Source organism: Neobacillus sp. SM06, from assembly GCF_050496765.1.
In the GTDB taxonomy this organism is placed as follows: Bacteria; Bacillota; Bacilli; order Bacillales; family Cytobacillaceae; genus JAEVLT01.
The window spans coordinates 77,967-103,666 of the sequence record NZ_JBNWEO010000009.1 but is presented as its reverse complement, the minus strand read 5'-3'; the positions used below and the strand labels follow the sequence as shown (position 1 = coordinate 103,666).

General features: G+C 42.8%; 21 protein-coding genes and 1 pseudogene. 5 read left to right on the top strand and 17 right to left on the bottom strand.

Annotated elements, in window-relative coordinates; genetic code table 11:
- Positions 1 to 148: 148 nt before the first annotated feature.
- Positions 149 to 1,795, bottom strand: coding sequence for a mercury(II) reductase (gene merA, locus ACQYAD_RS03020; RefSeq protein WP_430235398.1), 1,647 nt, complete (start codon positions 1,793 to 1,795; stop codon positions 149 to 151).
- Between the two features lie 397 nt (positions 1,796 to 2,192).
- A complete protein-coding gene (gene merR, locus ACQYAD_RS03015) occupies positions 2,193 to 2,591 on the bottom strand; it encodes an Hg(II)-responsive transcriptional regulator (protein ID WP_430235396.1) in 399 nt (132 codons plus the stop codon).
- A 163-nt stretch (positions 2,592 to 2,754) separates the two neighbouring features.
- Here merR and ACQYAD_RS03010 point away from each other — a divergent pair.
- Positions 2,755 to 3,066: pseudogene (locus ACQYAD_RS03010) on the top strand (YnfA family protein); the annotation flags it as partial.
- Positions 3,067 to 3,430: 364 nt separating this feature from the next.
- Here ACQYAD_RS03010 and ACQYAD_RS03005 read toward each other — a convergent pair.
- The 4 genes from ACQYAD_RS03005 to rlmD form a co-directional block, all read right to left on the bottom strand.
- Positions 3,431 to 4,111: a vWA domain-containing protein gene (locus ACQYAD_RS03005; protein ID WP_430235393.1), complete on the bottom strand. Its 681-nt coding sequence runs from the start codon at positions 4,109 to 4,111 to the stop codon at positions 3,431 to 3,433.
- Positions 4,112 to 4,762: 651 nt separating this feature from the next.
- Positions 4,763 to 4,900 carry a shikimate kinase gene (locus ACQYAD_RS03000; RefSeq protein ID WP_430235391.1) on the bottom strand — a complete coding sequence of 46 codons (138 nt, stop codon included), beginning with the start codon at positions 4,898 to 4,900 and terminating at the stop codon, positions 4,763 to 4,765.
- A 288-nt stretch (positions 4,901 to 5,188) separates the two neighbouring features.
- Positions 5,189 to 5,434 (bottom strand): hypothetical protein, encoded by a 246-nt coding sequence (locus tag ACQYAD_RS02995; RefSeq protein WP_430235388.1) that lies wholly within the window; start codon positions 5,432 to 5,434, stop codon positions 5,189 to 5,191.
- Positions 5,435 to 5,813: 379 nt separating this feature from the next.
- Positions 5,814 to 7,184, bottom strand: coding sequence for a 23S rRNA (uracil(1939)-C(5))-methyltransferase RlmD (gene rlmD / locus ACQYAD_RS02990; RefSeq protein WP_430235385.1), 1,371 nt, complete (start codon positions 7,182 to 7,184; stop codon positions 5,814 to 5,816).
- A gap of 148 nt (positions 7,185 to 7,332) precedes the next feature.
- Between rlmD and ACQYAD_RS02985 the strand changes: the two genes are divergently transcribed.
- Complete coding sequence (locus ACQYAD_RS02985; protein WP_430235383.1) at positions 7,333 to 8,121, top strand: GNAT family N-acetyltransferase; 789 nt, start codon at positions 7,333 to 7,335, stop codon at positions 8,119 to 8,121.
- A 422-nt stretch (positions 8,122 to 8,543) separates the two neighbouring features.
- A complete protein-coding gene (locus tag ACQYAD_RS02980) occupies positions 8,544 to 9,026 on the top strand; it encodes a CotY/CotZ family spore coat protein (RefSeq protein WP_430235380.1) in 483 nt (160 codons plus the stop codon).
- A 50-nt stretch (positions 9,027 to 9,076) separates the two neighbouring features.
- Here the strand turns inward: ACQYAD_RS02980 and ACQYAD_RS02975 are convergent, their stop codons facing one another.
- From ACQYAD_RS02975 to ACQYAD_RS02965, 3 genes are all read right to left on the bottom strand, one after another.
- Positions 9,077 to 9,301, bottom strand: coding sequence for a hypothetical protein (locus ACQYAD_RS02975; RefSeq protein WP_430235378.1), 225 nt, complete (start codon positions 9,299 to 9,301; stop codon positions 9,077 to 9,079).
- Positions 9,302 to 9,450: 149 nt separating this feature from the next.
- Positions 9,451 to 9,741 (bottom strand): hypothetical protein, encoded by a 291-nt coding sequence (locus tag ACQYAD_RS02970; protein WP_430235375.1) that lies wholly within the window; start codon positions 9,739 to 9,741, stop codon positions 9,451 to 9,453.
- An 85-nt stretch (positions 9,742 to 9,826) separates the two neighbouring features.
- Positions 9,827 to 11,287: a PAS domain-containing protein gene (locus ACQYAD_RS02965; protein WP_430235512.1), complete on the bottom strand. Its 1,461-nt coding sequence runs from the start codon at positions 11,285 to 11,287 to the stop codon at positions 9,827 to 9,829.
- A gap of 179 nt (positions 11,288 to 11,466) precedes the next feature.
- Between ACQYAD_RS02965 and ACQYAD_RS02960 the strand changes: the two genes are divergently transcribed.
- Complete coding sequence (locus tag ACQYAD_RS02960) at positions 11,467 to 11,619, top strand: lmo0937 family membrane protein (RefSeq protein ID WP_430235372.1); 153 nt, start codon at positions 11,467 to 11,469, stop codon at positions 11,617 to 11,619.
- A 132-nt stretch (positions 11,620 to 11,751) separates the two neighbouring features.
- Here the strand turns inward: ACQYAD_RS02960 and ACQYAD_RS02955 are convergent, their stop codons facing one another.
- The 7 genes from ACQYAD_RS02955 to ACQYAD_RS02925 form a co-directional block, all read right to left on the bottom strand.
- A complete protein-coding gene (locus tag ACQYAD_RS02955) occupies positions 11,752 to 12,885 on the bottom strand; it encodes a dihydrolipoamide acetyltransferase family protein (RefSeq protein ID WP_430235369.1) in 1,134 nt (377 codons plus the stop codon).
- Positions 12,886 to 15,120: 2,235 nt separating this feature from the next.
- Entirely contained in the window at positions 15,121 to 16,143 is a 1,023-nt protein-coding gene (locus tag ACQYAD_RS02950) for an alpha-ketoacid dehydrogenase subunit beta (RefSeq protein WP_430235366.1), read from the bottom strand.
- 31 nt (positions 16,144 to 16,174) lie between these two features.
- On the bottom strand, positions 16,175 to 17,155 hold the full coding sequence (locus ACQYAD_RS02945) for a thiamine pyrophosphate-dependent dehydrogenase E1 component subunit alpha (protein WP_430235509.1): 981 nt from the start codon (positions 17,153 to 17,155) through the stop codon (positions 16,175 to 16,177).
- 213 nt (positions 17,156 to 17,368) lie between these two features.
- On the bottom strand, positions 17,369 to 19,318 hold the full coding sequence (locus ACQYAD_RS02940; protein ID WP_430235364.1) for a sigma-54-dependent Fis family transcriptional regulator: 1,950 nt from the start codon (positions 19,316 to 19,318) through the stop codon (positions 17,369 to 17,371).
- A 266-nt stretch (positions 19,319 to 19,584) separates the two neighbouring features.
- A complete protein-coding gene (locus ACQYAD_RS02935; protein WP_430235362.1) occupies positions 19,585 to 20,760 on the bottom strand; it encodes a toxic anion resistance protein in 1,176 nt (391 codons plus the stop codon).
- A gap of 17 nt (positions 20,761 to 20,777) precedes the next feature.
- On the bottom strand, positions 20,778 to 21,389 hold the full coding sequence (locus tag ACQYAD_RS02930; protein WP_430235360.1) for a 5-bromo-4-chloroindolyl phosphate hydrolysis family protein: 612 nt from the start codon (positions 21,387 to 21,389) through the stop codon (positions 20,778 to 20,780).
- A 915-nt stretch (positions 21,390 to 22,304) separates the two neighbouring features.
- A complete protein-coding gene (locus ACQYAD_RS02925; protein ID WP_430235358.1) occupies positions 22,305 to 23,768 on the bottom strand; it encodes a nicotinate phosphoribosyltransferase in 1,464 nt (487 codons plus the stop codon).
- Between the two features lie 196 nt (positions 23,769 to 23,964).
- Here ACQYAD_RS02925 and ACQYAD_RS02920 point away from each other — a divergent pair, with 196 nt between their 5' ends.
- Positions 23,965 to 24,420 (top strand): CBO0543 family protein, encoded by a 456-nt coding sequence (locus ACQYAD_RS02920; RefSeq protein WP_430235355.1) that lies wholly within the window; start codon positions 23,965 to 23,967, stop codon positions 24,418 to 24,420.
- A 212-nt stretch (positions 24,421 to 24,632) separates the two neighbouring features.
- On the opposite strand, the gene ACQYAD_RS02915 is transcribed toward ACQYAD_RS02920, so the two are convergent.
- Positions 24,633 to 25,574: a diacylglycerol kinase gene (locus ACQYAD_RS02915; protein ID WP_430235353.1), complete on the bottom strand. Its 942-nt coding sequence runs from the start codon at positions 25,572 to 25,574 to the stop codon at positions 24,633 to 24,635.
- Between the last annotated feature and the right edge of the window lie 126 nt (positions 25,575 to 25,700).

Below are 25,700 nucleotides of genomic sequence, written 5' to 3'. Positions count from 1 at the left end.
GGTTTATTTATCGTGTCCGAAACTTGAGATAGTAAATTTAAATTAATACAATACTAGTGATTTAAATTAAATTTTGGATTTCAATGATTCCGTTAAGATAAGCGAAGGAAAAAAAAAGCGAAGGGACAAAGTACATGTCCCTTCATCCTTACCCTGCACAACACGATAATTTTGAAACATCTTTATCAAAGGTTAAGGCAGCTAATTTTATCCCTTCCGCCATTGTTAAATAAGGAGCGAGGCTTTCTTTTAGATCTTCTATGGTTAGTCCGAATTTAACAGCTAATGTTGCGGCATAAATAACATCCCCCGCATTTTCAGCCACAATATGAACTCCTAATACTTTTAAAGTCTGCGCATCTGCAACTAACTTAAATACACCTGTTGTCTCCCGATTAACAAGTGCTCTAGGAACAGCTTCCAAAGGCAAAACGGATGTTTTAACATCATAACCCTTTTCCTTTGCTTGCTTTTCAGTCAATCCAACCGTTGCAACAGAAGGATTTGTAAATGTGACACCCGGAACAGCTGAGAGATCCAATCTTTTCTTTAATCCTCCAATCGCATTATCTGCCACAAGCCCTCCTTCATACGCTGCAATATATACAAATTGGGGTCCTAAGGTAACGTCTCCTGCCGCGTAAATCCGTTCATTGCTTGTTTGAGCATATTCATTTATCTTTATTTCACTCTGTTTTCCAACCTCTACACCTGCTGAACTTAAATTTAAGGATTCAGTATTAGGTGTTCTTCCCGTTGCTATAAGCAGCTGATCGGATTCAATCACTTTTTTCCTTCCATCTACAGTAACAAAAACCCTTTTACTTTCACCTTTTTGCTCCACTCGGTCAAACGAAGCACCTTTGACAAGATTAATCCCCTGCTCAATTAAAGCTTTTTCAATCGCATCTGAAATCTCCGGATCGTATTCTTTGAAAAGTCGCTCACTTCTTTGCATTAATGTGACTTCTGAACCTAAATGATGAAACAGTTGGCCAAGCTCCATTCCTATATAACCTGCACCAATAACTGTTAATCTTTTTGGAAGCTTCTTTACTTCAAGTAGAGTTGTACTTGTTAAATACTCGACATCTTCAAGGCCTGGAATCGGTGGAAGAGATGGGGAAGCTCCAGTTGCAATCAAAAACTTTCTTGCCGAAAGCATTTGACCCTTCACTTTAATCGTTTTTTCATCAATAAATGTCGCTTCACCTTCGATTAAGTCCAAGCCGTATTCATCGACTAGGTCACTATATTTTTTCTTTCGAAGTTCACTTACTAAATCATTTTTTTGTTTCACCAAAGATGCTAATTCAACTTTCCCAGCAGAAGTTTGTAATCCTATAAAAGGATTACCATTGGCTAAATGACGGATTTCTCCAGCTCGAAGAAGTGTTTTGGATGGCACACAGCCAATATTGACACATGTTCCTCCAACTGTTCCACGTTCCACCATTGCCACTTTTGCTCCATAATCGACGGCTTTAATAGCAGCTGAAAAAGCAGCGCCTCCAGAACCAATAATGATAAAATCATAATCTCCTTCATTTCCTAAATCCACTTTTTCTTGAACAGATGTCATTTCTTCAATACCTTCAGGAACATATTTTGCTCCACGAATGGCTTCTCTCACATCTTCAATAGTTACATCTTCTGGTAATTCAAATTGTACTTGACCAAGGCGAAAACTCGCATCGCTTTTTTTTATTCCAATATTGGTTAGTGCGGTTTCCACATGCTCTTCACATCCTGAACAAGTCATCCCACTTACCTTTAAATTAATTTTTTTGATCATTTTTACTTCCTCCTTCACTTTTAAAACTTTATTTAGTATTTGAACTGGTTTCGTAGCTTAATCCAATAAAAAATGGATCGTCCTTTTCCGTAATCCTTATGCCCATAATTCACTTCACCTCCCCCTCACAACAGTCTCCTTGGTTGTTTTTTCTAGATATCATGTGTTTTACGAACATTATTAATCCAATGAGTAACAAAATAACTCCAAATTCCCATATCTCTTTGCCAATTAAAAAAGTACCAATAGAAGTCAACCCGAGTGCTATTAAAAGAAACGGTAGACCACAGCAAAAAGCAAATAATGCAGGGATGCCAAAAAACAACAAATCACCTTTAGAATTAGATTTTTTATATTTCCTTTTCCTCAAATCCTACACTTCCTCGTAAAATGAACATTAACTTTCAAACAATGTTTCAATAATGGGGCAGGAAAATAGGTTTTCCTCATTTGGACAGCATGCTTTTAATTTTTCTAACATCTTTTGAACTTTTTGCAATTCTGTTATTTGTTTTTGCACATCAAAGGATTTTCGCGAAACAAAATTGTACATATCTGAACACCTTACTTCATCTCGATCCACAACACCCAACAATTTATGAATTTCATTAAGCGAAAAACCTAGATTCTGGAGTTGTTTTATGAAGCGAACACGTTTTACACTCTCTGGACTGTACAGTCGATAACCTGATTGGCTATATTCTACCGGACTTACTAAATGTTTTTTTTCATAAAAGCGAATTGTCTCTTTTTTAACACCACACTTAACTGCAAATTCACTAATTCGATAGGTCATTTCATCACCTCAAAAAAATAATAAACCATGTACTATAGTACATGGTCAAGTAATAATTGGTATTTTAACTGGTCAGTCAACGCACACTGAATACCTAGTTTTATACAAAGATTATAAATATTGTTTATAATAGCATAAGAACAACTAAAAAGTGGTGATCATTTTGCTAAAATCCATTGGTCTTTTTGTATTAGCTGGATTCGCAGAAATTGGCGGCGGCTATTTGATTTGGCTCTGGCTGCGTGAAGAAAAGTCTTATTGGTATGGAATTCTTGGAGCACTTATTCTTATTATCTATGGAATTATTCCGACTTTGCAAACCTTTCCTTCTTTTGGCCGTATTTATGCCGCTTATGGAGGAGTTTTTATTATTTTAGCGGTTCTTTGGGGGTGGATAGTAGATAAAAATCGGCCTGATTTATATGATTGGATCGGTACAACAATATGTCTCATTGGCGTTGCGATTATGCTCTGGGACCTAGGCAATAGGATATTTGTGTCCACGCGGTTTTATCCGAAGGCATGGGAACCATATATGGATCCCCATGCCGCTCTTAGTTAAAAGCGCAGAAAATCCCAACTGTAGCATTCATTAACTCAGAATTCCTTTTCCAAATATCCTTTTTAAATAAGCTGTTTTCTTTTTTCTTTTACAGTCAGTCTAGGAAAAAGCCTAGTCGTTTTAAAACTTGGATCTGTTCCAATAATTCAAGAAATGCAATATTTTATTTACAACCAATAACTGATCTTTATAGGTTTGATCTTAAAATATACCGTTTTTCGATTTATTTTTCTGTTTTACCAATTTAATCAAACTCTTTTAACTTATTTCGCTTAATTCAGATCTTTTTTAGCTGGAGAATTCCTTTGTTTTTCGCTTCTTTTAGCCATTGGGGAAATTCGTTTAACAATTGTTCGTATAACATTTCATCCGACACTTTGGACATATCATCCATGTGGAAAAAGTTCGCATTATCAATAAATCTACCCTCCATTGTATCCAATTTTTTCAATACTTCGAAATTGGAATCTCCAATCCCTACGAATTGCCAAAAAATCGGCTGCGTTGAGGACTCCACGATAAATTTCTTAATTTCCCGCTTGCAACCACCATCATTGATAAAGACAATAAAAACAGGTACATTACTTGGTTCTTCTTTTGTGTATTTAACCATAACATCTGCCATTACTTTTGGCTCATCATTTCTCCCAAATTTATGAATGGCATTGTTGTTCAGTATTTGCCTGTTTACATAATCAGTCAACTCATTTTCCGTAACAGAAGGTAGCCGCGAAAACTCATTGTCATACACCCATATATCCAAGGAACCATCATCATCAAATTGGCTTGCCACCGCCAACACACGCTCCACTGCTTCTTGAACCACCCCTTTACGGTACAACTTTCGCATGGAACCGGAAATATCCAAAACTAAGCCAACCTTAGCAACTACCCCTTTTAGATTTTTCTTTTCCAATACGATACTTGCCGTTTTCTTTTTTAATGAAATGGTACTCATATTCATATTCATTCCTTTCATTTCGCTCGAGGCACAAAAGGCAATGAAATAATTGTACCTCGAGCTTTTTTTGTTGAACTCCAAGTGAAAGCTATATTATAGTTTTTCGTACAAATCCTTATACCTTTCTATTCGACAAAAATATCTAAAATCCTTGTTATTACTAAGTTTTATATTTATTTAACAGATCCTAAATAATGCGGAAAAGGTGAGAAACCCCCGGACTTAATCTCCTTTTTATCCTATCCGTAAAAAGCAAAAAAACCGCTTTTTCTAGCGGTCGATTGATCATAAATCATTATCGGACTTGAAATTTTATGAAGTGACAGAGCCAGACTTATAACGCCCCATTGCATCCACTCCCTTCAGATATGAATTGTATGAGGAATCACTCATGACACACGTAGAGTGCTGTGCGTTAATGGAAAAGATTAAAGAATAAGCAAAAGGAGCCGAAAATCGGTAAGAGATCCTCGGACTCCCATTTTTGGGATGAATCGTTATAAAAAAAGAACGATTTGAAAAAGGTTGTCTTAGTAATTTCCCTTCATTTGTAATTCCTTTAAATCTATTGTAAATCCTGCTTTCATTAATAAGTCTAATCCGAGTAATCCGTTTATGTCTTCATATCCGAAGTCATTAAAATCTACCTCAACATTTTCCGCAGTAATTAAAATACTTCTCAATCTCAAGGTCAAAATCCAAGAATTTGTAACCAATTTCATCAGCTAAAATCTTACCTACAGTAGATTTTCCAACACAGGATACACCTACAAGAATAATCTTCATAAAATTAACCCTCCAAATGAATCACGGCATTTATTAAATATAAATTCACTGTGGATAGACCCCAGTTATTATACTTACAACAGCATTGGAGCAGGATATCACCCCAGATACCCTCTAAGAATTTTATGCGATATACTTTTCTTTAATAAACTGGGGCTTAATAGGAATTAAAAATAACCGTGTGAGAGGAGCCTGTATCAATAATCATATCATCGATTTGTAGCGTTTTTCCTCGAAAAGTAATAATAAGTGATGTTGTAATAAGTTGTCCATCAAATGATATTTTCATTAAATTCGTCTCACTCTCATCAATGGATCTTTGCGAATATGAATAATACAGTTCTCGTTTGATGTATGGTAAACAATGTTTCCTGGTGCTACTTTAAAAAACTCTTTATTAGCATTTTCATCTGGAATGGAACGAATGGGTGCGACTTCATCAATAATTTTTTTTTCATCTTCCTCATGATATTCAAGAATCGATACTAAAACAAACTGATTAGGAAATAATTCTCTAACTTCCTGCCACTTCATATTTCATCCCTCCCATTTCCTTTATTATAAGCTATAACTAATTACAAATCATAAATCTAAAAGTGAAATTTAAGTTACTTTAATCGATCTTGAAATTGGCTAAATTTACTTCTGTATGACAATGATTCTTTTCTACCATTTTTAAACTTCTTATTTATTCAAGAAAAGGGCGCAACTCAAAAGTAAGAAAAAATAGTTCGTTTTTATTCTATGATCTTCCTCTTTTGCTAAACTGTACTCCCTTTAGCCAATCAGTTAAATTAATCTGCAAAACTACACACCCTTTTCCTGCACATTTTTATCCGTATTCTGTTTTCCTAGACTAATAAGATAGGAAACAGTCGTTGTAAAAATCGCTACAAAACCTTGATTTCATGGGCTATTTTCGCTCTAGCAGTGCAACTGTTTCAACATGCGTCGTTCCGGGAAACATATCCACCGGCTGCACTTCCAATGTGTTGTATCCCCCATCTTCCAAAATCCTTAAGTCACGCGCCAGTGTAGCAGGGTTGCAGGAGACGTAGACGACTTTTTTAGGTTTCATGGTGATAATGGTTTCGAGGAGGGCTTCGTCACAGCCTTTTCTTGGTGGATCGACGACAAAGACATCTGCCGTGTGCCCTTCCTTGTACCATTTCGGAATGACGGTTTCCGCTTCGCCGACAGCAAATTCAGCATTGGTAATCCCATTGAGAGCAGCGTTCCGCTTGGCGTCTTCAATTGCTTCTGGAACGACTTCAACTCCGAAGACACTCCGGGCTTTTTGTGCTAAAAATAAGGAAATTGTGCCAATACCACAGTAGGCATCAATAACCGTTTCTTCACCATTCAATCCGGCATACTCCAGGGCTTTGTCATAAAGCACCTTTGTTTGAACAGGATTGACTTGGTAAAACGACAATGCTGAGATGGCAAATTTGACATTGCCGATAGAGTCATAAATGACTTCATTGCCCCAAAGAACGGTCGTTTTTTCGCCCAAAATAACATTTGTTCGTTTTGCATTCACGTTATGCACGATCGATTTGATCCTTGGCAGACGGGTGACGAGTTCATCCACTAGTTGGTTTTTAAACGGAAGATCGGCTGTTCTTGTGATCAACACCACCATCAGCTCGCCTGTCTGCAGACCATAGCGGGCCATGATATGGCGGAGCACACCTTTATGGTTCTCTTCATCATACGACTCGATGCCCAGCTTCCGGCAAATTTCTTTAACTGTTTGAATGGCTTCGTTCACTTCAGGTAATTGAATCACGCTTTCATCCGTATCCACAATTTCATGACTTCTTGGTTTAAAAAAACCGGCAATCAACTCCCCATCTTTTTCCCCAACAGGCACTTGCGCCTTGTTGCGGTAATGCCAAGGATTGTTCATTCCTAAAATCGGGAGGACTTTCACATCTTCAAGCTTGCCGATCCTTGTCAGCACTTGGCGGACAAGGTTTTCCTTGTATTTCAGCTGGCCTTCATAGCTGAGATGCTGAAGCTGACAGCCGCCATATTTATGGGCTTCACTAATCGGAATCTCCACCCGGTAAGGGCTTTTTTCATACAGCTCGATCAACCGGCCAAAGCCGTATCCTTTGTTCACCTTAATGACCTTGATTTTCGCCGACTCGCCCGGGAGTGCCTTTGGCACGAATATCGGATAGCCGTCTACCTTTGCAACCCCTGCCCCATCGTGAGTCAAATCTTCAAAAACAACCTCTATATACTCATTTTTTTGAACGGGTAAAGTTCTATTCATCGTGTTCTTCCTTTGCTCCATTTTGATTAAAAAAATTGTAACACAAAGCCTAGCGTATTGCGAAACCAGCAGGTTTATTGGCAAATCATCCGAATTATTCGTGAAAGCCTTTCTTTCTTATCGTAAAATAGAAACAGGAGGAATAGAAATGGACATTTTAAAAAAAGTACTTGAACTGGATTTTGCCTATTTGGAAACCTTTACGAACCGGATTGAGACGGAGTGGGGCTGTTATTTTTATAACGAAATGCAACCAAACTATTACGATGCGAATCATGCACATGTGGATTCAACCTCCGATGATCCCAAAAAAGTAATGGCCGATGCTATTTCTTTTTATCAAAAAAGAAACTTGACTCCGCGGTTCTATCTGTACGATTTGGATCGACATCAACGCTTGTTGGCGGAGTTAAAAGAATATGGCTTTGGTGTTGAAGAATTTAATGATCCCGTTCAAGTGTGGAATAGACGGATCACAGAACAGGAGAATGACCCTCGAATTACGATTGAGCAAGTCACCGAGGACAATTTTACCGAAGCCATGGAAATTGAGTGTAGCATCAACGAATTGGGCGGCAGAAGTGTGCGTGAAAAAGCTTTTGCACAGGAATTTCGCCAGCCTGCCTATACCCATTTTCTTCTGCGATATGAGGGAACGCCTTGTGCAACAGCTTGCATTTTTGCGCACAACAATCAAGCGCGAATGGAAAGTGTCGCAACCGTTGAAGCCTTTCGCGGAAGAGGATTGATCGGCCACTTGATCCGCCATATCCAGCGTGTGGCTGCGGAACGAAAAGTGGAAAATCTTTGGGTTTTTCCGATTAGCGAACGAGTCGAAAAGGTGTATCAAAAAAACGGCTTTGACACGATTGCCACGATCAAAACAGGACATGCCTTTCTCGGCGGAAAAAGTATTCAAGAAATTCACGGAGGATAATCCATTTATTGTCACCTGCAGCAATTTTTCGCATATGGTATGAATGTAAGGAGCCGCAACTCCTTGGTTTTATCTCCTTTTAGATTTGGAGCACCGGACGGATGGTGCTCCTTTTTTAGCGAAACAGAAGGTAAATCCCTAAATTCTGAACCGATAAAGGCAACTGCGCCTCTGTCGGCGAGTTTTCTTTCTATAAAAAGCCAAGTCAAGATCAGCGTTCCAGGTTTCAGCTTATGGAAAGCTGATGGTATGTATGCCATATGCCTACTTTATTTTATAAAAAATTTACGCAATCACGCGTATAGTTGAAATGATTAAAAGAAAGGTCTAACCATTCCTTTTTCCAAAAATAGATAGCTACCCACACCAAAAACACCACTCTTCATATGCTGGTAAAGAAAAAAATGAGGGAGTTGATCTATATGGTATGTGGAAATACCGGAAGTACGGGTGAAAATTGCGTTTGTTCGGTGTTGCGGGCAATCGTTGATGCACAGGACCAAGTGTCCCCGACATCAGGCTGCACTGTCAGCTGCGAAAAGTCGATCCAAGAATTATTAAACGGGGTGTCACCAGCTTCCACCAGCCCTAACACGATTCCAGTCATTCTCTATTGTGACTGTAATCCGTTCTTAGGAACAGGGGTAAGAGTCAGAACAACTGGGGGAGCACAACATCTTGAATGCATCCAGTCTTTCGTCTTTCGAGTCAATGATGTCGATGATAACTGCTGTGCAAGCCTGGAGCTTTTGGAGGTAAAAGGAGGGCCAAACCCTGCAAATCCATGCAAGCAATTTGAAGGTGCCAAACCAGAGGATATTAAAACAACAGGCATTTGTATCACAGTGGATTTGTGCTGTTTCTGTGCTGTTACATGCCTAGAACCTGTTACACTTGCGCTTTAGTTTAGTAGAAATGCACAAAGAAAAAGCGATCTGCATCCAAACAGGTCGCTTTACATTTTTTGTTTTTTGCGGCAATCCAGATATTCTTGCCATTCTGATTTAAGTTTTGCCGGAAACTGATTGGGGTCGAGTGCGGTTACATCCTCCGCTTCAATCGTAGTCATTTCCTTTTTCAGTGTCGCAATGAGCTGATGAATGCGATCCAAGTCCTCGTGCAAAATGTAATGCCGGTACAATAGGTCAAACAATAGTAGTTTGTTTTCTGGAGTAATCATCTGTTCAGCCCTTTTATAAAATCTGCTTCGGCTAAAAGACTAGGTTGCCGGGCCTAGTTCTTTTCTCCTAGCAATTACAGTATATCACATTTTATGAGAAAATTCTCATCTAAAATTTAACAAATCAGAGGGATCACCTTAAGCTCCTATTACGTATTTTTCCCCAACAATTCTAGAAACTTTTCCAATTTCATTGTTACCATCCACGGTTTGTGATCTGCCCTGTATGCCACGATGTCAGGATGATCCTTCTCAATCCATTTATAGATTGTTTTAAAGCCAGATTTTTGTCGCTTGACTTCCACTGCCCAGCCGTTCGGCAAAATAACATCATGGTCAAAACCATTGACCATTCCTGAAAGGGGAACCCTTTTTCCGCCTGTTAACTTCGCAAGCTCGGCTTCACCACGATAACCTTTCTTTTTTGAACCTGCTCCCATCCGCTCACCCCATTTTCTATTTTTACAGAATATATGAGGGATTTCAGCGGTGAAACTGCGAATTTTAATGATTTCAAAAGTCGAACTAATACCTTAGCTCCGGCCATAAATAAGATAGGTTAACCCCTAATGCCGCCGCAATTTTTTCAGCTGTTTCGATATTCGGCTTTTTGACTTTTCCGGTTCTAAGATTGGAAATGGTTGCAGTTGTTAATCCCGTGAGATTGGCAAGCTCCATTGTGTTGATATCCATTTCCGCCATAAGCACGCGAAGCTGTCGACCCGAGTCCGTTTTATCGACTGTTTTGCGGCTGGTATCTAATTCAGCCAGCCTCGCAATCGTTAAAATGACTTCTTTTCCTTCCCATTCAGTTAAATGGCAATACAGGAAGGCGGGCAACTTGTTCCCATCCTTTGTTAAAAAAACCGTTCGAATATGCAAGTACTCCAAGTGGTTTTTCAGAAAAGCATTCATCCGGAAATTTTTTAAATACAATAGTTCACAAAAAGGCTTGTTTGCGATCTCCTTATGGGTGTATCGGAGTGTTCTCAATGTAAAATCATTTGCCTCGGCAATTTTGGCGCAGTCATTTTTTCGATCAATTTCTAAAAGAAGAATGCATAATGGAATCGAATTGTATTTCTCATAAAAGGCTTGTTTTGATCTTAATAATCGTCCTTCAAGCTCCATTTCCTTTGAAATATCCTTCCCCATGACGAATAAGCCGCTTATTTTCCCCCGTTTAAAAAGCGGCAATGCATGAATGGTTAATTGAAGCGGCTTACCGCTTTTATCGATCATTGTGACAATTTTATTGGAAATGTCAAGATCCGTGGAAATGGAGCAGTTCACAAAATCGATTACAGTTGTTTTCATTTCAGGCGGGAGTAAATCAAGAAAAGTGAATGTTAAAAACTCTTCTTCTGTATACCCGGTTATTTCTTGAGCTGCCAAGTTCACGCTTGTAATTTCTCCTCTTAAATTGAACGCGGCCAACAGTAGACTATTTTTTTTCGGGAAAGAAATAGGTGGTGAATTCTTTCTAGCGGTTAATTGTTGTGAAAAGGCAACGATTTCGGCCGGAACATTCGTTTGCTTGTTTTCCCATTTATTTTTTACAGATGGTTGTTTCCCTTGCTGAGCATCCATTCGTGTTCGGATCGATCGTTTTCCCTTTTTGAAAGCATCCTGATCGGGGATTGGAACATCACTCCTGTTGGGATCCGATTCTTCTTTTTTCATGTCCTCAATCATATCGAGATAGATGAGGATCGTTTGGATTTTCCCCCACTCGTTGATGAGCGGAAAGGCTTTGATTTTCACTAAGATCCATTTATGTCTCAGGTATTTTAGCCGTAAATTTGTTTCAAAACCGTCAACTTTCATAATTGATTTGATAAAGTATTCTTTAGCGGTCTGAAAGTCCTCCGGATGGATCAACTGTTTGACGTCCGTACCCTCCCGGTAGTCTTCATCCCCAAATTTTTGCTGCATGGGTGGCGAAATATATTGAAACCTTCCGCGTGCATCAAGCGTGCAAAACATTTCCTCCACACAATTTCCCCCCTAGATGAACATCCCCGATCGTGCATCTCTCTATTTTTAATCTATGTAATGGATGATATACAAATGACAAAAAATTACTTTTGATAGGTGGATATGTTTAGCGAAAGCCCTTCTAGGGAAAAGAAAACTAAGTACAAATGAGAAAGAAGGTAGAGACAATGCTTTGGACGATTATTGGTTTATTATTATTGTTTTGGGTTCTCGGTCTTGTATTTCATATTGCTGGGGGGTTAATCCACCTACTTCTTGTGATTGCAATCGTAGTGTTTGTGTTTAAATTGATTTCTGGCCGGGGCCGTAATAGAGTGTAATTCGTGTTGGTTACTAAAAACTTTGCTTATGGCTCTCAATTGGCAGCGAAACCAACAGGCCATTTTAGCAGAGCGTAAAAAAGAAGCTGGAAGAGGACGTTTTCTGTACCTTTCCAGCTTTTTGCATGGGCATTATTTTGCCAAAATTTCATCCAACAATTTGGAAGGCTCCTGCAAAAACCTGATGAGTGTTTGCAAGAAACGGGCGGCAGGGGCTCCGTCGATTGCCCGGTGATCAAATGTTAAGCTTAATGGGAGGCGCTTCCGTTCAACGATTTGCCGCTCCTGAAAAACGAGGTCGGTCTCGATTTTTCCCACTCCTAAAATCGCTGCTTCTGGCCGGTTGATGATCGGCGTAAAAAATTGAACCCCATAGCTGCCCAAATTCGTAACTGTAAACGTGGCGCCTGATAGGTCGCTAGCTGCAAGCCGCCCCTCTCTTGCTTTATCCGCCAAACTGCGAGCCTGCGCCGCTAGTTGAACGAGGCTCAACTCCCCAGCATTTTTGATAACGGGAACAAATAGTCCCTCTTCCGTATCGACGGCTATACCCAGATGAATTTTTTCGTACTGATGGATTTCATCTAAAACATGGGCGTTCATGTTTGGATGCTGTTTCAGTGCTTGGACTGCCGCAAACAGGATCAGATCGTTCCATGTCAACTTAGGATCGGCTCTCTTCCGCTCCTCATCCAGCAAAGTCACGTCTGCCCAAGCCGTTTCAGTCAATTGGGCCGATGATCGTAAACTTTCCGTCATTCGACTGGCAATTGTTTTCCGAATCCCGGTGATCGGAACCACTTTGTACTCGGGAGCGGTTACGGCAGCGGCAGAGCGGCGGACATCTTCTTCTGTTATGTGACCATTGCGCCCTGTACCTGCAATTGTTGCCAAGTCCACACCAAGTTCGCGAGCCAACCGGCGGATTCTCGGCGGCGCTTTCACAAATTGCGTTGGTTCCTTATGTGCCGTTGCAGCTAAAGGTGCATCCTCCCGGTTGATTGGGTGGCTGTTTTCTGGAACCGCTTCTGCAGCCGGAGAAATCGTCGCAAGCACATCGCCAACACTGGCAACTTCACCTCTTGGAATCTTGATTTCTGTTAAAATCCCACTCTCTTCCGCTTCGATTTCAAAAACGGCTTTTTCCGTTTGCACTTCGACCAGCACATCGCCAGCCTTCACTTCATCTCCTGGGTATTTATGCCAAAAAACAATAACACTTTCTGAAATATCTTCAGCTGTTTGCGGCAGTTTTATTTCATACACGATGCATGGCCTCCTTGTGACGAATCATTTGCCAATACTTTTCGCTTTTGATTTTGATTTTGATTTTGCCAGGTATTGAGATTCATTCTTTACTACCCGTTTTATGATTTTTTGCTTGGTTTCGGTTTTGTTGAGTTTTTCAAAGTGATCATTTTGCAGGTTTTTCTCTGGGCACGGGCTTATGAACCTTTTGTAGTTACCGTTGCGGTGATTTTTCGCAAGGAACGGGCATTACTCGACTGACTAATGACCGTTTCCCTCGGTTTTACCACTCCGGCGGGCATTACTCGACTGACTAATGACCGTTTCCCTCGGTTTTCTCCCTCCGACGGGCATTACTCGACTGACTAATGACCGTTTCCCTCGGTTTTCTCCCTCCGACGGGCATTACTCGACTGACTAATGACCGTTTCCTTCGGTTTCCACCCTCCGGCGGGCATTACTCGACTGACTAATGACCGTTTCCCTCGGTTTTTCCACTCCGGCGGGCATTACTCGGCTGACTAATGACCGTTTCCCTCGGTTTTCTCCCTCCGACGGGCATTACTCGGCTGACTAATGACCGTTTCCCTCGGTTTTTCCACTCCGGCGGGCATTACTCGCCTGACTAGTGACCGATTCTCTCGGTTTTCTCCCTTCGACGGGCATTACTCGACTGACTAATGACCGTTTCCCTGGATTCCCACCCTCCGGCGGGCATTACTCGACTGACTAATGACCGTTTCCTTCGGTTTCCACCCTCCGGCGGGCATTACTCGGCTGACTAATGACCGTTTCCCTCGGTTTTCTCCCTCCGACGGGCATTACTCGACTGACTAATGACCGTTTCCCTCGGTTTTTCCACTCCGGCGGGCATTACTCGACTGACTAATGACCGTTTCCCTCGGTTTTCTCCCTCCGGCGGGCATTACTCGACTGACTAATGACCGTTTCCCTCGGTTTTTCCACTCCGGCGGGCATTACTCGCCTGACTAGTGACCGATTCTCTCGGTTTTTCCACTCCGGCGGGCATTACTCGCCTGACTAATGACCAATTCCTTCGGTTTTTTCCCTCCGACGGGCATTACTCGCCTTTCTAATGACCGATTCCCTCGGTTTTCTCCCTCCGACGGGCATTACTCGCCTGACTAGTGACCGATTCCCTCGGTTTTTTCACTCCGACGGGCATTACTCGCCTGACTAGTGACCGATTCCCTCGGTTTCCACCCTCCGACGGGCATTACTCGCCTGACTAATGACCGATTCCTTCGGTTTTTTCACTCCGACGGGCATTACTCGCCTGACTAGTGACCGTTTCCCTGGATTCCCACCCTCCGGCGGGCATTACTCGACTGACTAGTGACCGTTTCCCTCGGTTTTTTCACTCCGACGGGCATTACTCGCCTTTCTAATGACCGTTTCCCTCGGTTTTCTCCCTCCGACGGGCATTACTCGACTGACTAGTGACCGTTTCCCTCGGTTTCCACCCTCCGACGGGCATTACTCGCCTTTCTAGTGACCGATTCCCTGGATTCCCACCCTCCGGCGGGCATTACTCGCCTGACTAGTGACCGATTCTCTCGGTTTTCTCCCTCCGGCGGGCATTACTCGCCTGACTAGTGACCGTTTCCCTCGGTTTTCTCCCTCTGACGGGCATTACTCGCCTGACTAGTGACCGTTTCCCTCGGTTTTCTCCCTCCGGCGGGCATTACTCGCTTGACTAGTGACCGTTTCCCTGGATTCCCACCCTCCGACGGGCATTACTCGCTTGACTAGTGACCGATTCCCTCGGTTTTCTCCCTCCGGCGGGCATTACTCGCTTGACTAGTGACCGTTTCCCTCGGTTTCCACCCTCCGACGGGCATTACTCGCCTTTCTAGTGACCGATTCCCTGGATTTCCACCCTCCGACGGGCATTACTCGACTGACTAATGACCGTTTCCTTCGGTTTTCTCCCTCCGGCGGGCATTACTCGCCTGACTAATGACCGTTTCCCTCGGTTTTTCCACTCCGACGGGCATTACTCGCTTGACTAGTGACCGATTCCCTCGGTTTTCTCCCTCCGGCGGGCATTACTCGCCTTTCTAATGACCGATTCCCTGGATTCCCACCCTCCGACGGGCATTACTCGCCTTTCTAATGACCTTCTACCGATTTTTGAATCTTTCATAGTGACCGTTCAGCTGTTTTTTCGCCAAATTTATGAGTTTTTCCCGTATGAAAGTTCCATCAATTTGCACAAAAACAGGCTTTCACTTAATCCTCATTCACCAGTTGGACTGCGGCATTGTAGATTTTTTCCGCGCTTGGAAGGACGAATTTTTCCAAACCGCGGCTGTACGGAATTGGAACATTCGGAATCGCAATCCTCTTAACCGGCGCCTCGAGATCATATAAGGCCTCTTCTGCAACAATGGCAGAAATTTCTGCTGTCACACCATATGACAAATAGTCCTCATCCGCAATGATCAGCCGGTGTGTTTTCCGGACGGAAGCTAAAATGGTATCTTTATCAATCGGGGCAAGTGACCTTAAGTCAATGACTTCCGCTTCCATTCCTTCTTTCGCTAGCCTTTGAGCCGCTTCAAGCGCATAATGCATCGTCATTTGCAAGCCGACAATGGTCACGTCTTTTCCTTCACGAACAACCTTTGCTTTATCCAGGGGTACCGTATAAGCCTCTTCTGGCACATGGGAAATAGACGCGTCAAGCTGATCCATCCAGCCAAGGCCTTGAAGGGTTTTGTGGAACATGAACACTACCGGATTATCGTCGCGGATTGCCGAAATCATCATCCCTTTTAAGTCATATGGAGTAGATGGCGCAACCACTTTCAGACCTGGCAGATGGGCAAACGTGGCATACAATGTTTGTGAATGCTGTGCCGCATCACTGTAGCCGCCGCCGACTGCTGTCATCAAAACCATTGGCAGTTTCACATTACCGCCTGACATATACGGAATTTTCGCCATATGGTTGTAAATTTGATCCATGCAAACGCCGAAAAAGTCCACAAACATTAGTTCAGCGATCGGGCGCATTCCCTCAGCTGCCGCTCCGATTGCCGCACCAATAAAAGCCGTCTCTGAAATCGGTGTATCCATGACGCGATCAGCGCCAAATTTTTCAATCAGGCCTTGGGTCGCACCGAAAATGCCGCCGTATTTCCCAACATCTTCCCCTAGGACAAAAACATTTGGATCTCGTTCCATCTCCAAGGCAATCGCCTCAGCCATCGCTTTATTTCCCGTCAACATCCGCTGTTTGATCGTTTCCATCTTTAAGCTCCTTTCTTCAATTAAGAGATTCCTATCCTTTTGAATTAAATGCTGTTTTATGAAAAACGTCCTCCAATGCCGCTTCTGGTGCGGGATCGGCACTTTCTCTGGCAAATGCATAAGCCTCATCTACTTCCTTTTTCGCTTTTGCCTCCAGGTTCGCAATTTCCGCTTCATTTGCAATGCCATCCGCCAACAGTAATTCTCTTACTTTCAAAATTGGATCCAGTTCCCTTAGTTGCGGTACCTCATCTTGATCGCGGTAGAGTTCTGGATCTCCTTGGAAATGGCCAAGGTAACGGTATGTTTCAATTTCGATTAACGAAGGTCCTTCGCCATTTCTTGCCCGACGAACAGCTTCTTCTGAAACACGGTACATTTCAAGCGGATCATTGTCACGAACATGGTGACCCGGTATCCCATAGGCAGCTGCCCGCTTGGCATTTGATTCAACGGCTGTGGATGCCAGTTTTGCAACGGAAATGCCATAGGAATTATCCTCTACTACGACAATTAGCGGCAATTTCCACACAGCTGCTAGATTCAAAGATTCATGGAATGCGCCGGCATTTGCAGCGCCTTCACCAATGAAGGCAACAGCAACCCAGTCCTTTCCCTTTTTCTTGGCGGCAAGCGCTGCTCCGACTGCATGCGGAATCCCTGCTGCCACAATGCCGCCGCAAGAGAACTTCACATCTGGGTCAAATAAATGCATATGACCGCCTTTTCCTTTCCCAAGACCCGTGATTTTTCCAAACATTTCTGCCGTCATTTTTTTCAAATCCACCCCTTTGGCAATTGCATGGTGGTGCGGGCGGTGCGGAGCCGTCACGGTATCTTCTTTTTTCAGGTGGGCACAGATGCCAACTGCGGCGGGTTCCTGTCCGGTACTTAAGTGCATTTCGCCAGGAACCGGGCCTGCTCCAATATTAAAAACAGGGCTTTTTCCTTCCCCATATGCTTTCACCATGGTGTCCTCAAAATAACGGCTTTTCACCATTGTTTCAAACATCCATTTCAGCTTTTCAACAGGAATTGTCACTTTCTCACTTGCCGTTGACACATTCAGTTCCTCCTTTTTCGTTAAAAATGCGTTCAATTCATTTGATGCAAGTATCATGCCAATATCGAAAACGCTTTCCAACTGCTTTTCGTAAAAAAGAACTGTCCCGTTTTGCAACAGGTTGTCCCCATTAAGCGGGACAGTGTTCCAAAACGGGACAGCTCAGCGGATGTTGTAGCGTTTCATTTGCCGGTACAGGGTACTTCTGGAAACACCCAAATAGGCGGCTGCTTTGCTGAAATTTCCGTTGAATTTTTTAATCGATTCAAGCAAATCTTGCCGTTTGCGTTCATCTTTTTTTGACAACAAGAAAGTGTCCTCGCTGAAAGGCTGCTTTGATTCGCTGATATCGGGCGGAAACAGAGCGGCTGAGAGTTCATTGTTTGCCGATCTCACAATTGCTCGTTCGATGAGATTGTTCAGTTCTCTCACGTTCCCCGGCCAAGGATAACTTTTTAAAACTGTGATTACCTCGTTTAAGATTTTCGGTTTTGGTTTTTGCAAGCTGGCGGCAATTTGGCCTGAAAAATAGGCAACGAGCAGCGGGATATCATCGCTTCGCTCCCTTAGGCTTGGTATCTGAATTGGCATGACATTTAAGCGAAAATACAAATCTTCACGGAAGTTGCCCTGTTGCACTTCTTTTTTCAAATCCTTATTTGTTGCCGCAATGATCCGGACGTTTACCGGCACCACTTTTGAGCCGCCAATTCGCGCAACTTCCCGGTTCTGTAAAACGCGTAAAAGCAAGACCTGCATTTCTAAAGACATTTCGCCAATTTCGTCTAAAAAAAGCGTCCCGCCATCAGCCAGCTCGAATTTTCCGGCGTTCCCGCCTTTTCTTGCTCCCGTAAAAGCACCTTCAACATATCCGAACAATTCGCTTCCAAGCAGATCCCTAGGAATACCGCCGCAATTGATCGCAATAAACGGCCCCTCCCTTCTGCTGCTTTCATTGTGAATCGCCTGGGCAAATAAATCCTTTCCCGTCCCGCTTGCCCCCATTAAAAGCACCGTTGCATCTGTCTGGGCTGCAAGCTTTGCTTCCTGAATGCAGGAAAGAAATTTTTCATTTTTTCCGATGATCTCATGAAAGGTGACCTTCGCCTGGTTTCCGGATAGATGGTTAACCAACTGACGAACCCGTTTTATTTCCTTTATGGTTAGTAGTGCGCCAATAAGTTGATTGCCTCGGGTAATCGGCTTGGCGTTTAGCAGGACGGAAATCGGTTTTCCTGTTTTATGAACGGTTAATTTCACCTCGGCATCAGCAATTTCCTGATTTGTTGCTAAAAAAACAGCAATTTCCGGGCTGGCTAGTATTTTTGTAATGTTTTCACCTTCCATATCATTTGCTTGGATCTGCAAGATTTGTTGCAGAATCCGATTCGTTTTAATGATTTGTCCCTTTTCATTGAGAACAATGATACCGTCGTTTAGTGTATTGGTTGTCTCTTCCAGATAGCTCATCATCTGTTCATTCTTTTCTGTTTTTTCCTTGAGCTGCAGCTCATATTCAATTGCTTTAACCGTTGAAACAATCATTCCAAGCGTATGGGGATGGACTTTTTCATATGGCCCCGAAATATTTAAAACGCCAATCATCTTCCCTGCTGCATCCAAAATTGGCGAGGCCGAGCACGTCCAGGATTGCGTTGCTATTGCGTAATGCTGATAGGAAAAAATTTGAATCGGCCTGCGCTCAAAAATGGCTGTACCGATTGCATTGGTTCCGATCGCCGCTTCACTCCAGTTGGCTCCGCGGACAAATTGAATTTTCTCGGCGTTGGCAAGTGGCTCTGGATCACCAATGACCTTTAGTAAATAGCCTTTTTCGTCACATAGAACAACCAGAAAACCTGACCCTCTTACCAATGAATAAAGCGCTTCCATTAATGGCAACGAAATAGCGATCAGTTTGCTCCTTTCCTGAAGCCGCTGCTCAAGCCGCCGAGTAGATAATTTTTCTGTCCCTGTTGTCTGAAACGGATCGACATTGTTTTTTTTCGAACGGATCCAAGAGTTTTTGATGACTGGATCGAGATCCGAGTGCAGCGTGCCCTCCTTCACATACAGTTCCCACATCTGCTGCAATCTTTCTTTTTCCTTCAATCCACATCGCCTCCAATGGGAGATTTCATTTCACTTCTCACTTCCGCGCTCACAAAGAAGGTTTTAATTGTAGGGATTCTCGCTTGATAGCGAAATCCCTTCTTTATTTTCTGAAAAAATAAACAGCTTCACTGGTGCAGTATTGTTGTACGTTCCAGCGAAGCTGTCAGTTATTTTCCTTTTATTTCAAGCAGGTTTTGCTTTATTATCCTTTTATTTCAAGCAGTTTTTGCTTTATTTTCCTTTTATATCAAGCAGTTTTTGCTTTATTTTCCTTTTATTTCAAGCAGTTTTTGCTTTAATTCATTTTCCATTGAGGCCATTTCCTGTTCGGCATGACGGCGTTTCATCCGCCCTTCTTCCTGAATCCGTAGTGTCTCTTCTAAGGTTGAAAGTAAATTTTCCTGTGTTTTTTTCAAGGTTTCGATGTCTACGAGTCCGCGTTCATTCTCTTTTGCCGTTTCGATCGTATTCGCTTTTAGCATTTCAGCGTTTTTCAGCAAGAGATCATTGGTTGTTTTCGATACGAGTTTTTGTGCCTCAACCGCATGGCGCTGGCGAATCAGCGTAAGTGCGATCGCAACTTGATTTTTCCAAAGCGGTATTGCCGTCATGATCGATGACTGAATTTTTTCGACCAACGCCTGATTTGTATTTTGAATCAGCCGGATTTGCGGCGCGCTTTGAATCGTAATTTCCCGGCTGAGCTTTAAGTCGTACAGTCGCTTATCCAGGCGGTCGGCGAACTGGATCATGTCGTTCACTTCCTGGAACTTCATTTGATCGTTCGTTGCTTCCGCCGCTTTCTTAAGCTCGGGGATGGTCTTGCCGTGCAGTTCTTCGAGTTTGAGTTCCCCTGCTGCAATATACACATTCAGGGCATGGAAATATTCTTTGTTATTTTCGTAAAGTTTTTCCAGCATCACGATATCGGAAAGAAGGATATTTTTGCTGCGTTCCAATTTCACGCTGATGCGGTCAATTTGTGCACCCGTTTTTTGATACTTCGAGAGCACTTCCTGAATCGAGCCGGAAATTTTGCCAAACACCCGCGCAAAAAAGGAGGGCTTCTCCGGATTGAGTTCTTCCGGATTGACCTCATTCAGTTTTTTCATTAATTCGGCGATGATTTCACCGACCTCGCCGACATCTTTTTTCTGCACATGTTCCAGCATGGTATGCGAAAACGACAACAGCTTGGATTGGGCGGGAGTTCCATAGGCGATCATCGCCTGGTGGTTTTTCGGATCGATTTGTGCCGCCAGCTGGTACGCCTTTTCCCTGTTTTCTTCGGGGATGACATCGATCAGTCTTGTTGGTTTCCCATTCTCCGGCTGCAGTTCAGGTGTTGCTGCGGCGTCCCCAAATGGATTCGCCAGCAAATCATCGAGTAAGTTGGCGTTTTCTGTGTTTTTAAACAATGATGGGTTCTTTTCGTCCATTTCGTCTCCCGCTTTCGTTAGTTTTTCAGCGAATGCTTGGCTACATCGATTTCAAAATCAAGCCTGTCGATATCATTGGACAGGACTTGAAACAAGTCTTGTTCGACCAATTGGCTTACATTTTCAAGCATGAAAAACGCCTCGTTTAGCGATTGTTCCAGTTCTGGCGTCTTTTTCGGCTGTGCTGCTAAGAATACATACTTTTCCGCAAGTTCAACAGCTGAATCCAAATGGGAAAAAAAGAATGGTTCCGCCTGGTAGAATCGTTTTGGTTCTTTTCTAGCAAGGGTGTAGAGTTTACGGGTAATTTTGGTAAATTCAATTCGCTCTTTCAATGAAGGAAGATGGCGAATCGACAGTAACGCTTTGTGCAAACGGTAAATTTTCGGTTTTGCTTCATTCAAATTTCTTTTAATATATTGATACTCTTTCCTTGTCAGACCGTGCTTTTTTAAAAATCGTTTTTTTGAAAAAATGGCCAGCAGCCAGTAAACGAGGGCACCACTGCCCAATGCGATGGCTGATGACATGAGAAACGATTGATGGAAGCCGAAAAAACTAATGAACCAGACCGGGATGGTGGCCGGGATGGCAATCATAGCGCGAAAAACGGCGAATATTGGGTTCATCGGAAATCCACTCCTAAAAATTTGCTTCTTTCTCTTCATCATACACCAAACTAGCAGGTAATCCATAGACTGGAATCTTAAAACATTCTAAGACTTAAGACGTATTTTCTTGTGAAGAGGTTTCAGTAGGTACAGAAGGATCCGCCTTTTGGATGGGTCAATTGAGCTGCTGCAAAAAAGCCGGCGAATGACGGGTTCAGATTGGATAGCGCTTCTTCTGTTCGCCTGCTCTTTCGACAAATGCGTCGAATTCCTCTTGATTTGCGTCGAATTGGCCTGGTTTCGCGTCGAATTCCTCTCCAATTGCGTCGAATTAGCCTGATTTCGCGTCGAATTCTTCTCCAATTGCGTCGAATTGGCCTGGTTTCGCGTCGAATTCCTCCACAATTGCGTCGAATCCCGGTTCAAGATTAGCGGCGCTTCTTCTATTCGCCTGCTCTTTCGACAAATGCGTCGAATTAGCCTGGTTTCGCGTCGAATCCCTCCACAATTGCGTCGAATCGGCCTGGTTTCGCGTCGAATTCCCTCTGAATCGCGTCGAATTCCTCTTGATTTGCGTCGAATCGGCCTGGTTTTGCGTCGAATTCCCACTGAATTGCGTCGAATCCCCTCTGAATCGCGTCGAATTCTTCTCCAATCGCGTCCAATCCCGGTTCAAGATTAGCGGCGCTTCTTCTATTCGCCTGCTCTTTCGACAAATGCGTCGAATTCCCTCTGAATTGCGTCGAATCCCCTCTGAATCGCGTCGAATTCCCACTGAATCGCGTTGAATTCCCACTGAATTGCGTCGAATCCCCTCTGAATTGCGTCGAATTCCCGCATTCACCCGGAGAATGGCTGTTTTTTTCAACCAAATCTCTAAATACGCCATGCAAAAAGGCGCCCTTTTAACAAAGGCGCCCATTTGCTCGCGGCTTATCGTTGCATTGCAGCCACTTTTTCGCGTACTTCTTCGATATTTCTCATTTTGTTATCCCAGCATTTCTGGCTCAAATCGACCGGATATTCTTCCGGATTCAAAATCCGCTTATACTCGTCCCAAAATAGATCGAGATTTTGCCGCAAATAGGCACGAGCCTCATCAAGCGTCGGAAGCTGATAAACAAACTTTCCGTCGACAAAAATATCTTCATGCAGCTCGCGCGCCGTAAAGTTTGTGACCACCTTATTGATATACGTATGCGTCGGATGGAACATCCGCAGCCGTTTTTCTGGCAGCTTTTCATCCTCCAGGGCAATATAGTCCCCTTCTGCATGATGGTTCGTATTATTTATGATGCGATACACTTTCTTCAAACCCGGAGTTGTGACCTTGTCCGGATTGGATGAAATCTTAATCGTATCTTCCATTTCGCCATTCTCATTTTCAATTGCCACAATCTTGTAAACTGCGCCCAACGCTGCCTGGTCATAGGCCGTAATCAATTTTGTGCCGATTCCCCAACTATCGATCTGCGCCCCTTGCGCTTTCAAGTTGATAATGGTGTGTTCGTCGAGGTCACTCGAAGCGACAATTTTTGCCTCTTTAAAACCAGCTTCATCGAGCATTTTCCGCGCTTTCTTTGACAAATACGCAAGGTCGCCGCTATCGAGGCGGATGCCGATAAAATGAATCTGATCCCCTAACTCTTTTGCCACTTTAATCGCCGTCGGCACTCCGATTTTCAGCGTATCATAGGTATCAACAAGAAACACACAATCCTTATGGGTTTCAGCATACTTGCGGAAAGCGGTATATTCATCTTTATAAGCTTGCACCATCGCATGGGCATGGGTGCCCGACACAGGAATACCAAACATTTTTCCAGCTCTTACGTTGCTTGTTGCTTCAAATCCGCCAAGATAAGCCGCTCTTGTTCCCCAAATCGCCGCATCCATTTCCTGTGCTCTTCTTGTCCCAAATTCCATCGCAGTATCATTTCCGACTACCTGTTTAATTCGGGACGCTTTTGTCGCAATTAATGTTTGGTAATTCACAATGTTGAGCAAAGCCGTTTCAATGATTTGCGCTTCAGCGAGGGGCGCATCTACCCTCAGTATCGGCTCATTGCCAAAAACCAACTCACCTTCGCGCATCGCCCGTATCGTTCCGGTAAACCGCAATTCCTTCAAATAATCTAAAAAGTCATCCTTGTAGCCCACTTCATTTTTTAAATAAGCAAGGTCTTCCTCTGTAAACCGAAAGTCCTGAATATATTGAATCGCTTTTTCCAAACCGGCAAAAACCGCATAGCCGTTTCCAAACGGAAGTTTTCGGAAAAATAATTCAAACACCGCCCGCTTATTGTGAATGCCATCGCGCCAATACGTTTCTGCCATATTAATCTGGTAAAGATCTGTATGCAAAGTATAACTATCATCTCGATATGTATGTGCCATTGATAGACCCCCGATACAATAACAGCTTTTTTCACCATTATACCCAAAGTACCATTTTTAGTCTATGGGATCCTTCATTCCCGCGATTTATACGGCTCGTTACTGAAAAATCCTACACATGGCTACACGGGTATCATGACAGATAAATAGGAAAAGATAAGAACGATGATTGCGTTTGGGGTAGGAGTAAAAAACCATGCTATTTCTTATCTTTTCGGTCATTCTTTTCAATCTAATTGCCATTTTGATTCCTAAAAGAATGTCTCAAATTGAAATTTTAACCACGACCTTATTTTCTCTCTATTTTGAAACGATAACGAATGTTTTTTTGGATTTAAAATATGATTGGTATGGCTATTTTACGAAAGGGGTGAATTGGGAAACGATCCTTTATCTTTTCGGGATCTTTCCAGCAGTAAGCATTGTTTTTTTAAACAGTTTTCCTTATCATAAAAAATTAAAAAGTAAAATTTATTACCTTTTTTGGTGGGTGGTATTTGCCGGCATATATGAAACACTTTTTGTATGGAGTAAAACCTTCTATTATAATGGGTGGAATCTATGGTACTCTATTATCCTTTATCCTTTTATTTATTTGACCTTAGTTATTTTCCATCAATATACCCGTTACCTTTTAAAGAAAACTTGCTGATTGGCGAGCCTTTGGCGAAGACAGAGGCATAGTTGCCCTTGTGCGTTCAGAATTTATGGATATAAATTCTGATTAGCTAAGAAAAACCGGACAAAAACCGCCCGGCCTTTTTGGTGATTAGCTAAAAAAATATCGGCTTTCCGATTGGCATAAACTTTAATTGAAAAGTCCGCTCCTGAAGCGGACTTTTTGAACAGGCTAGATAAAATGGTTCAGCTGTATCTTTTCCCTGGTTCCCAATCGGTTGGTTTATCATTCGGGCGAATGTCATCGATTGGCACAAAAACTTCTAAATGGCGATAAAGATTCTCAAATTCCGCAGGCAACAAGCCGCCAAACTCGCCGTCCAGATTCAACTGGACTTTTTCAGCCGAATGGACTTTGATCCGGTTAGCTTGGGTATAAATGACACTTGGGTCGTTGACATGCTCGCCCCGAAGTGCCAACGTTGCAATCCGAATAAAATCGGCCAAATTAATTTTTTTCAAAATTAACAATGAAAAAAGGCCATCATTAATCGATGAATCCGGAGCAATTTTTTCAAACCCGCCGATCGAATTCGTCAACCCGACAAGAAACAGCATGGCTTCGCCTTCAAACAGCTTTCCGTCATACTCAATCCGAACTTCAGTCGCTTTGATCGATGGCAGCATTTCCATTCCCTTCAAATAGTAAGCAAGCTGGCCAAGCATGGTTTTCAATTTGCTCGGCACTTCATAGGTAAGCTCGGTGATCCTACCGCCACCTGCGATATTGATAAAATACTTTTCATTCATCCGGCCAATATCAACAGGGATCGTATCTCCCTTTGTAATGATGTCGACAGCGCCTAAAATATCGCGCGGGATTTGCAGGGCACGAGCAAAGTCATTGGTTGTGCCAGCTGGGATAATCCCAAGCTTTGGGCGATATTCCTGTTCTGCGAGTCCGTTTACCACTTCATGAATGGTTCCATCACCGCCTGCTGCAATGACAGCATCATACTGTCGCTTTACGGCAATTCGGGCTGCTTTCGTTGCATCTCCCGCTCCAGTCGTCGCATGACAGGAAGCTTCGTAACCAGCTACTTCTAATTTTTCAAGAATTTCTGGAAGGTTTCGCTTTAAAATTTCCCGGCCTGAAGTAGGATTGTAAATCAGTCTTGCTCTTTTCATGAACATCATCCTATAACTAAATTCTTACAATTTTCTAACTCCACATGTCTTTTATTGTTTTTCATTCAGTTGCCCGTACACTATCATACCTCTTTTCCTATTCCATTTGCAAAAGTTTCCCATTCA

Excerpts from the sequence above, each read along its gene's own strand:
- merA (WP_430235398.1), bottom strand. The coding sequence starts at position 1,795 with ATGATCAAAAAAATTAATTTAAAGGTAAGTGGGATGACTTGTTCAGGA.
- merR (WP_430235396.1), bottom strand. The coding sequence starts at position 2,591 with ATGACCTATCGAATTAGTGAATTTGCAGTTAAGTGTGGTGTTAAAAAA.
- ACQYAD_RS03005 (WP_430235393.1), bottom strand. The coding sequence starts at position 4,111 with ATGAGTACCATTTCATTAAAAAAGAAAACGGCAAGTATCGTATTGGAA.
- ACQYAD_RS03000 (WP_430235391.1), bottom strand. The coding sequence starts at position 4,900 with ATGAAGATTATTCTTGTAGGTGTATCCTGTGTTGGAAAATCTACTGTA.
- ACQYAD_RS02995 (WP_430235388.1), bottom strand. The coding sequence starts at position 5,434 with ATGAAGTGGCAGGAAGTTAGAGAATTATTTCCTAATCAGTTTGTTTTA.
- rlmD (WP_430235385.1), bottom strand. The coding sequence starts at position 7,184 with ATGAATAGAACTTTACCCGTTCAAAAAAATGAGTATATAGAGGTTGTT.
- ACQYAD_RS02985 (WP_430235383.1), top strand. The coding sequence starts at position 7,333 with ATGGACATTTTAAAAAAAGTACTTGAACTGGATTTTGCCTATTTGGAA.
- ACQYAD_RS02980 (WP_430235380.1), top strand. The coding sequence starts at position 8,544 with ATGGTATGTGGAAATACCGGAAGTACGGGTGAAAATTGCGTTTGTTCG.
- ACQYAD_RS02975 (WP_430235378.1), bottom strand. The coding sequence starts at position 9,301 with ATGATTACTCCAGAAAACAAACTACTATTGTTTGACCTATTGTACCGG.
- ACQYAD_RS02970 (WP_430235375.1), bottom strand. The coding sequence starts at position 9,741 with ATGGGAGCAGGTTCAAAAAAGAAAGGTTATCGTGGTGAAGCCGAGCTT.
- ACQYAD_RS02965 (WP_430235512.1), bottom strand. The coding sequence starts at position 11,287 with ATGTTTTGCACGCTTGATGCACGCGGAAGGTTTCAATATATTTCGCCA.
- ACQYAD_RS02960 (WP_430235372.1), top strand. The coding sequence starts at position 11,467 with ATGCTTTGGACGATTATTGGTTTATTATTATTGTTTTGGGTTCTCGGT.
- ACQYAD_RS02950 (WP_430235366.1), bottom strand. The coding sequence starts at position 16,143 with ATGGAAACGATCAAACAGCGGATGTTGACGGGAAATAAAGCGATGGCT.
- ACQYAD_RS02945 (WP_430235509.1), bottom strand. The coding sequence starts at position 17,155 with ATGTTTGAAACAATGGTGAAAAGCCGTTATTTTGAGGACACCATGGTG.
- ACQYAD_RS02935 (WP_430235362.1), bottom strand. The coding sequence starts at position 20,760 with ATGGACGAAAAGAACCCATCATTGTTTAAAAACACAGAAAACGCCAAC.
- ACQYAD_RS02930 (WP_430235360.1), bottom strand. The coding sequence starts at position 21,389 with ATGAACCCAATATTCGCCGTTTTTCGCGCTATGATTGCCATCCCGGCC.
- ACQYAD_RS02925 (WP_430235358.1), bottom strand. The coding sequence starts at position 23,768 with ATGGCACATACATATCGAGATGATAGTTATACTTTGCATACAGATCTT.
- ACQYAD_RS02920 (WP_430235355.1), top strand. The coding sequence starts at position 23,965 with ATGCTATTTCTTATCTTTTCGGTCATTCTTTTCAATCTAATTGCCATT.
- ACQYAD_RS02915 (WP_430235353.1), bottom strand. The coding sequence starts at position 25,574 with ATGAAAAGAGCAAGACTGATTTACAATCCTACTTCAGGCCGGGAAATT.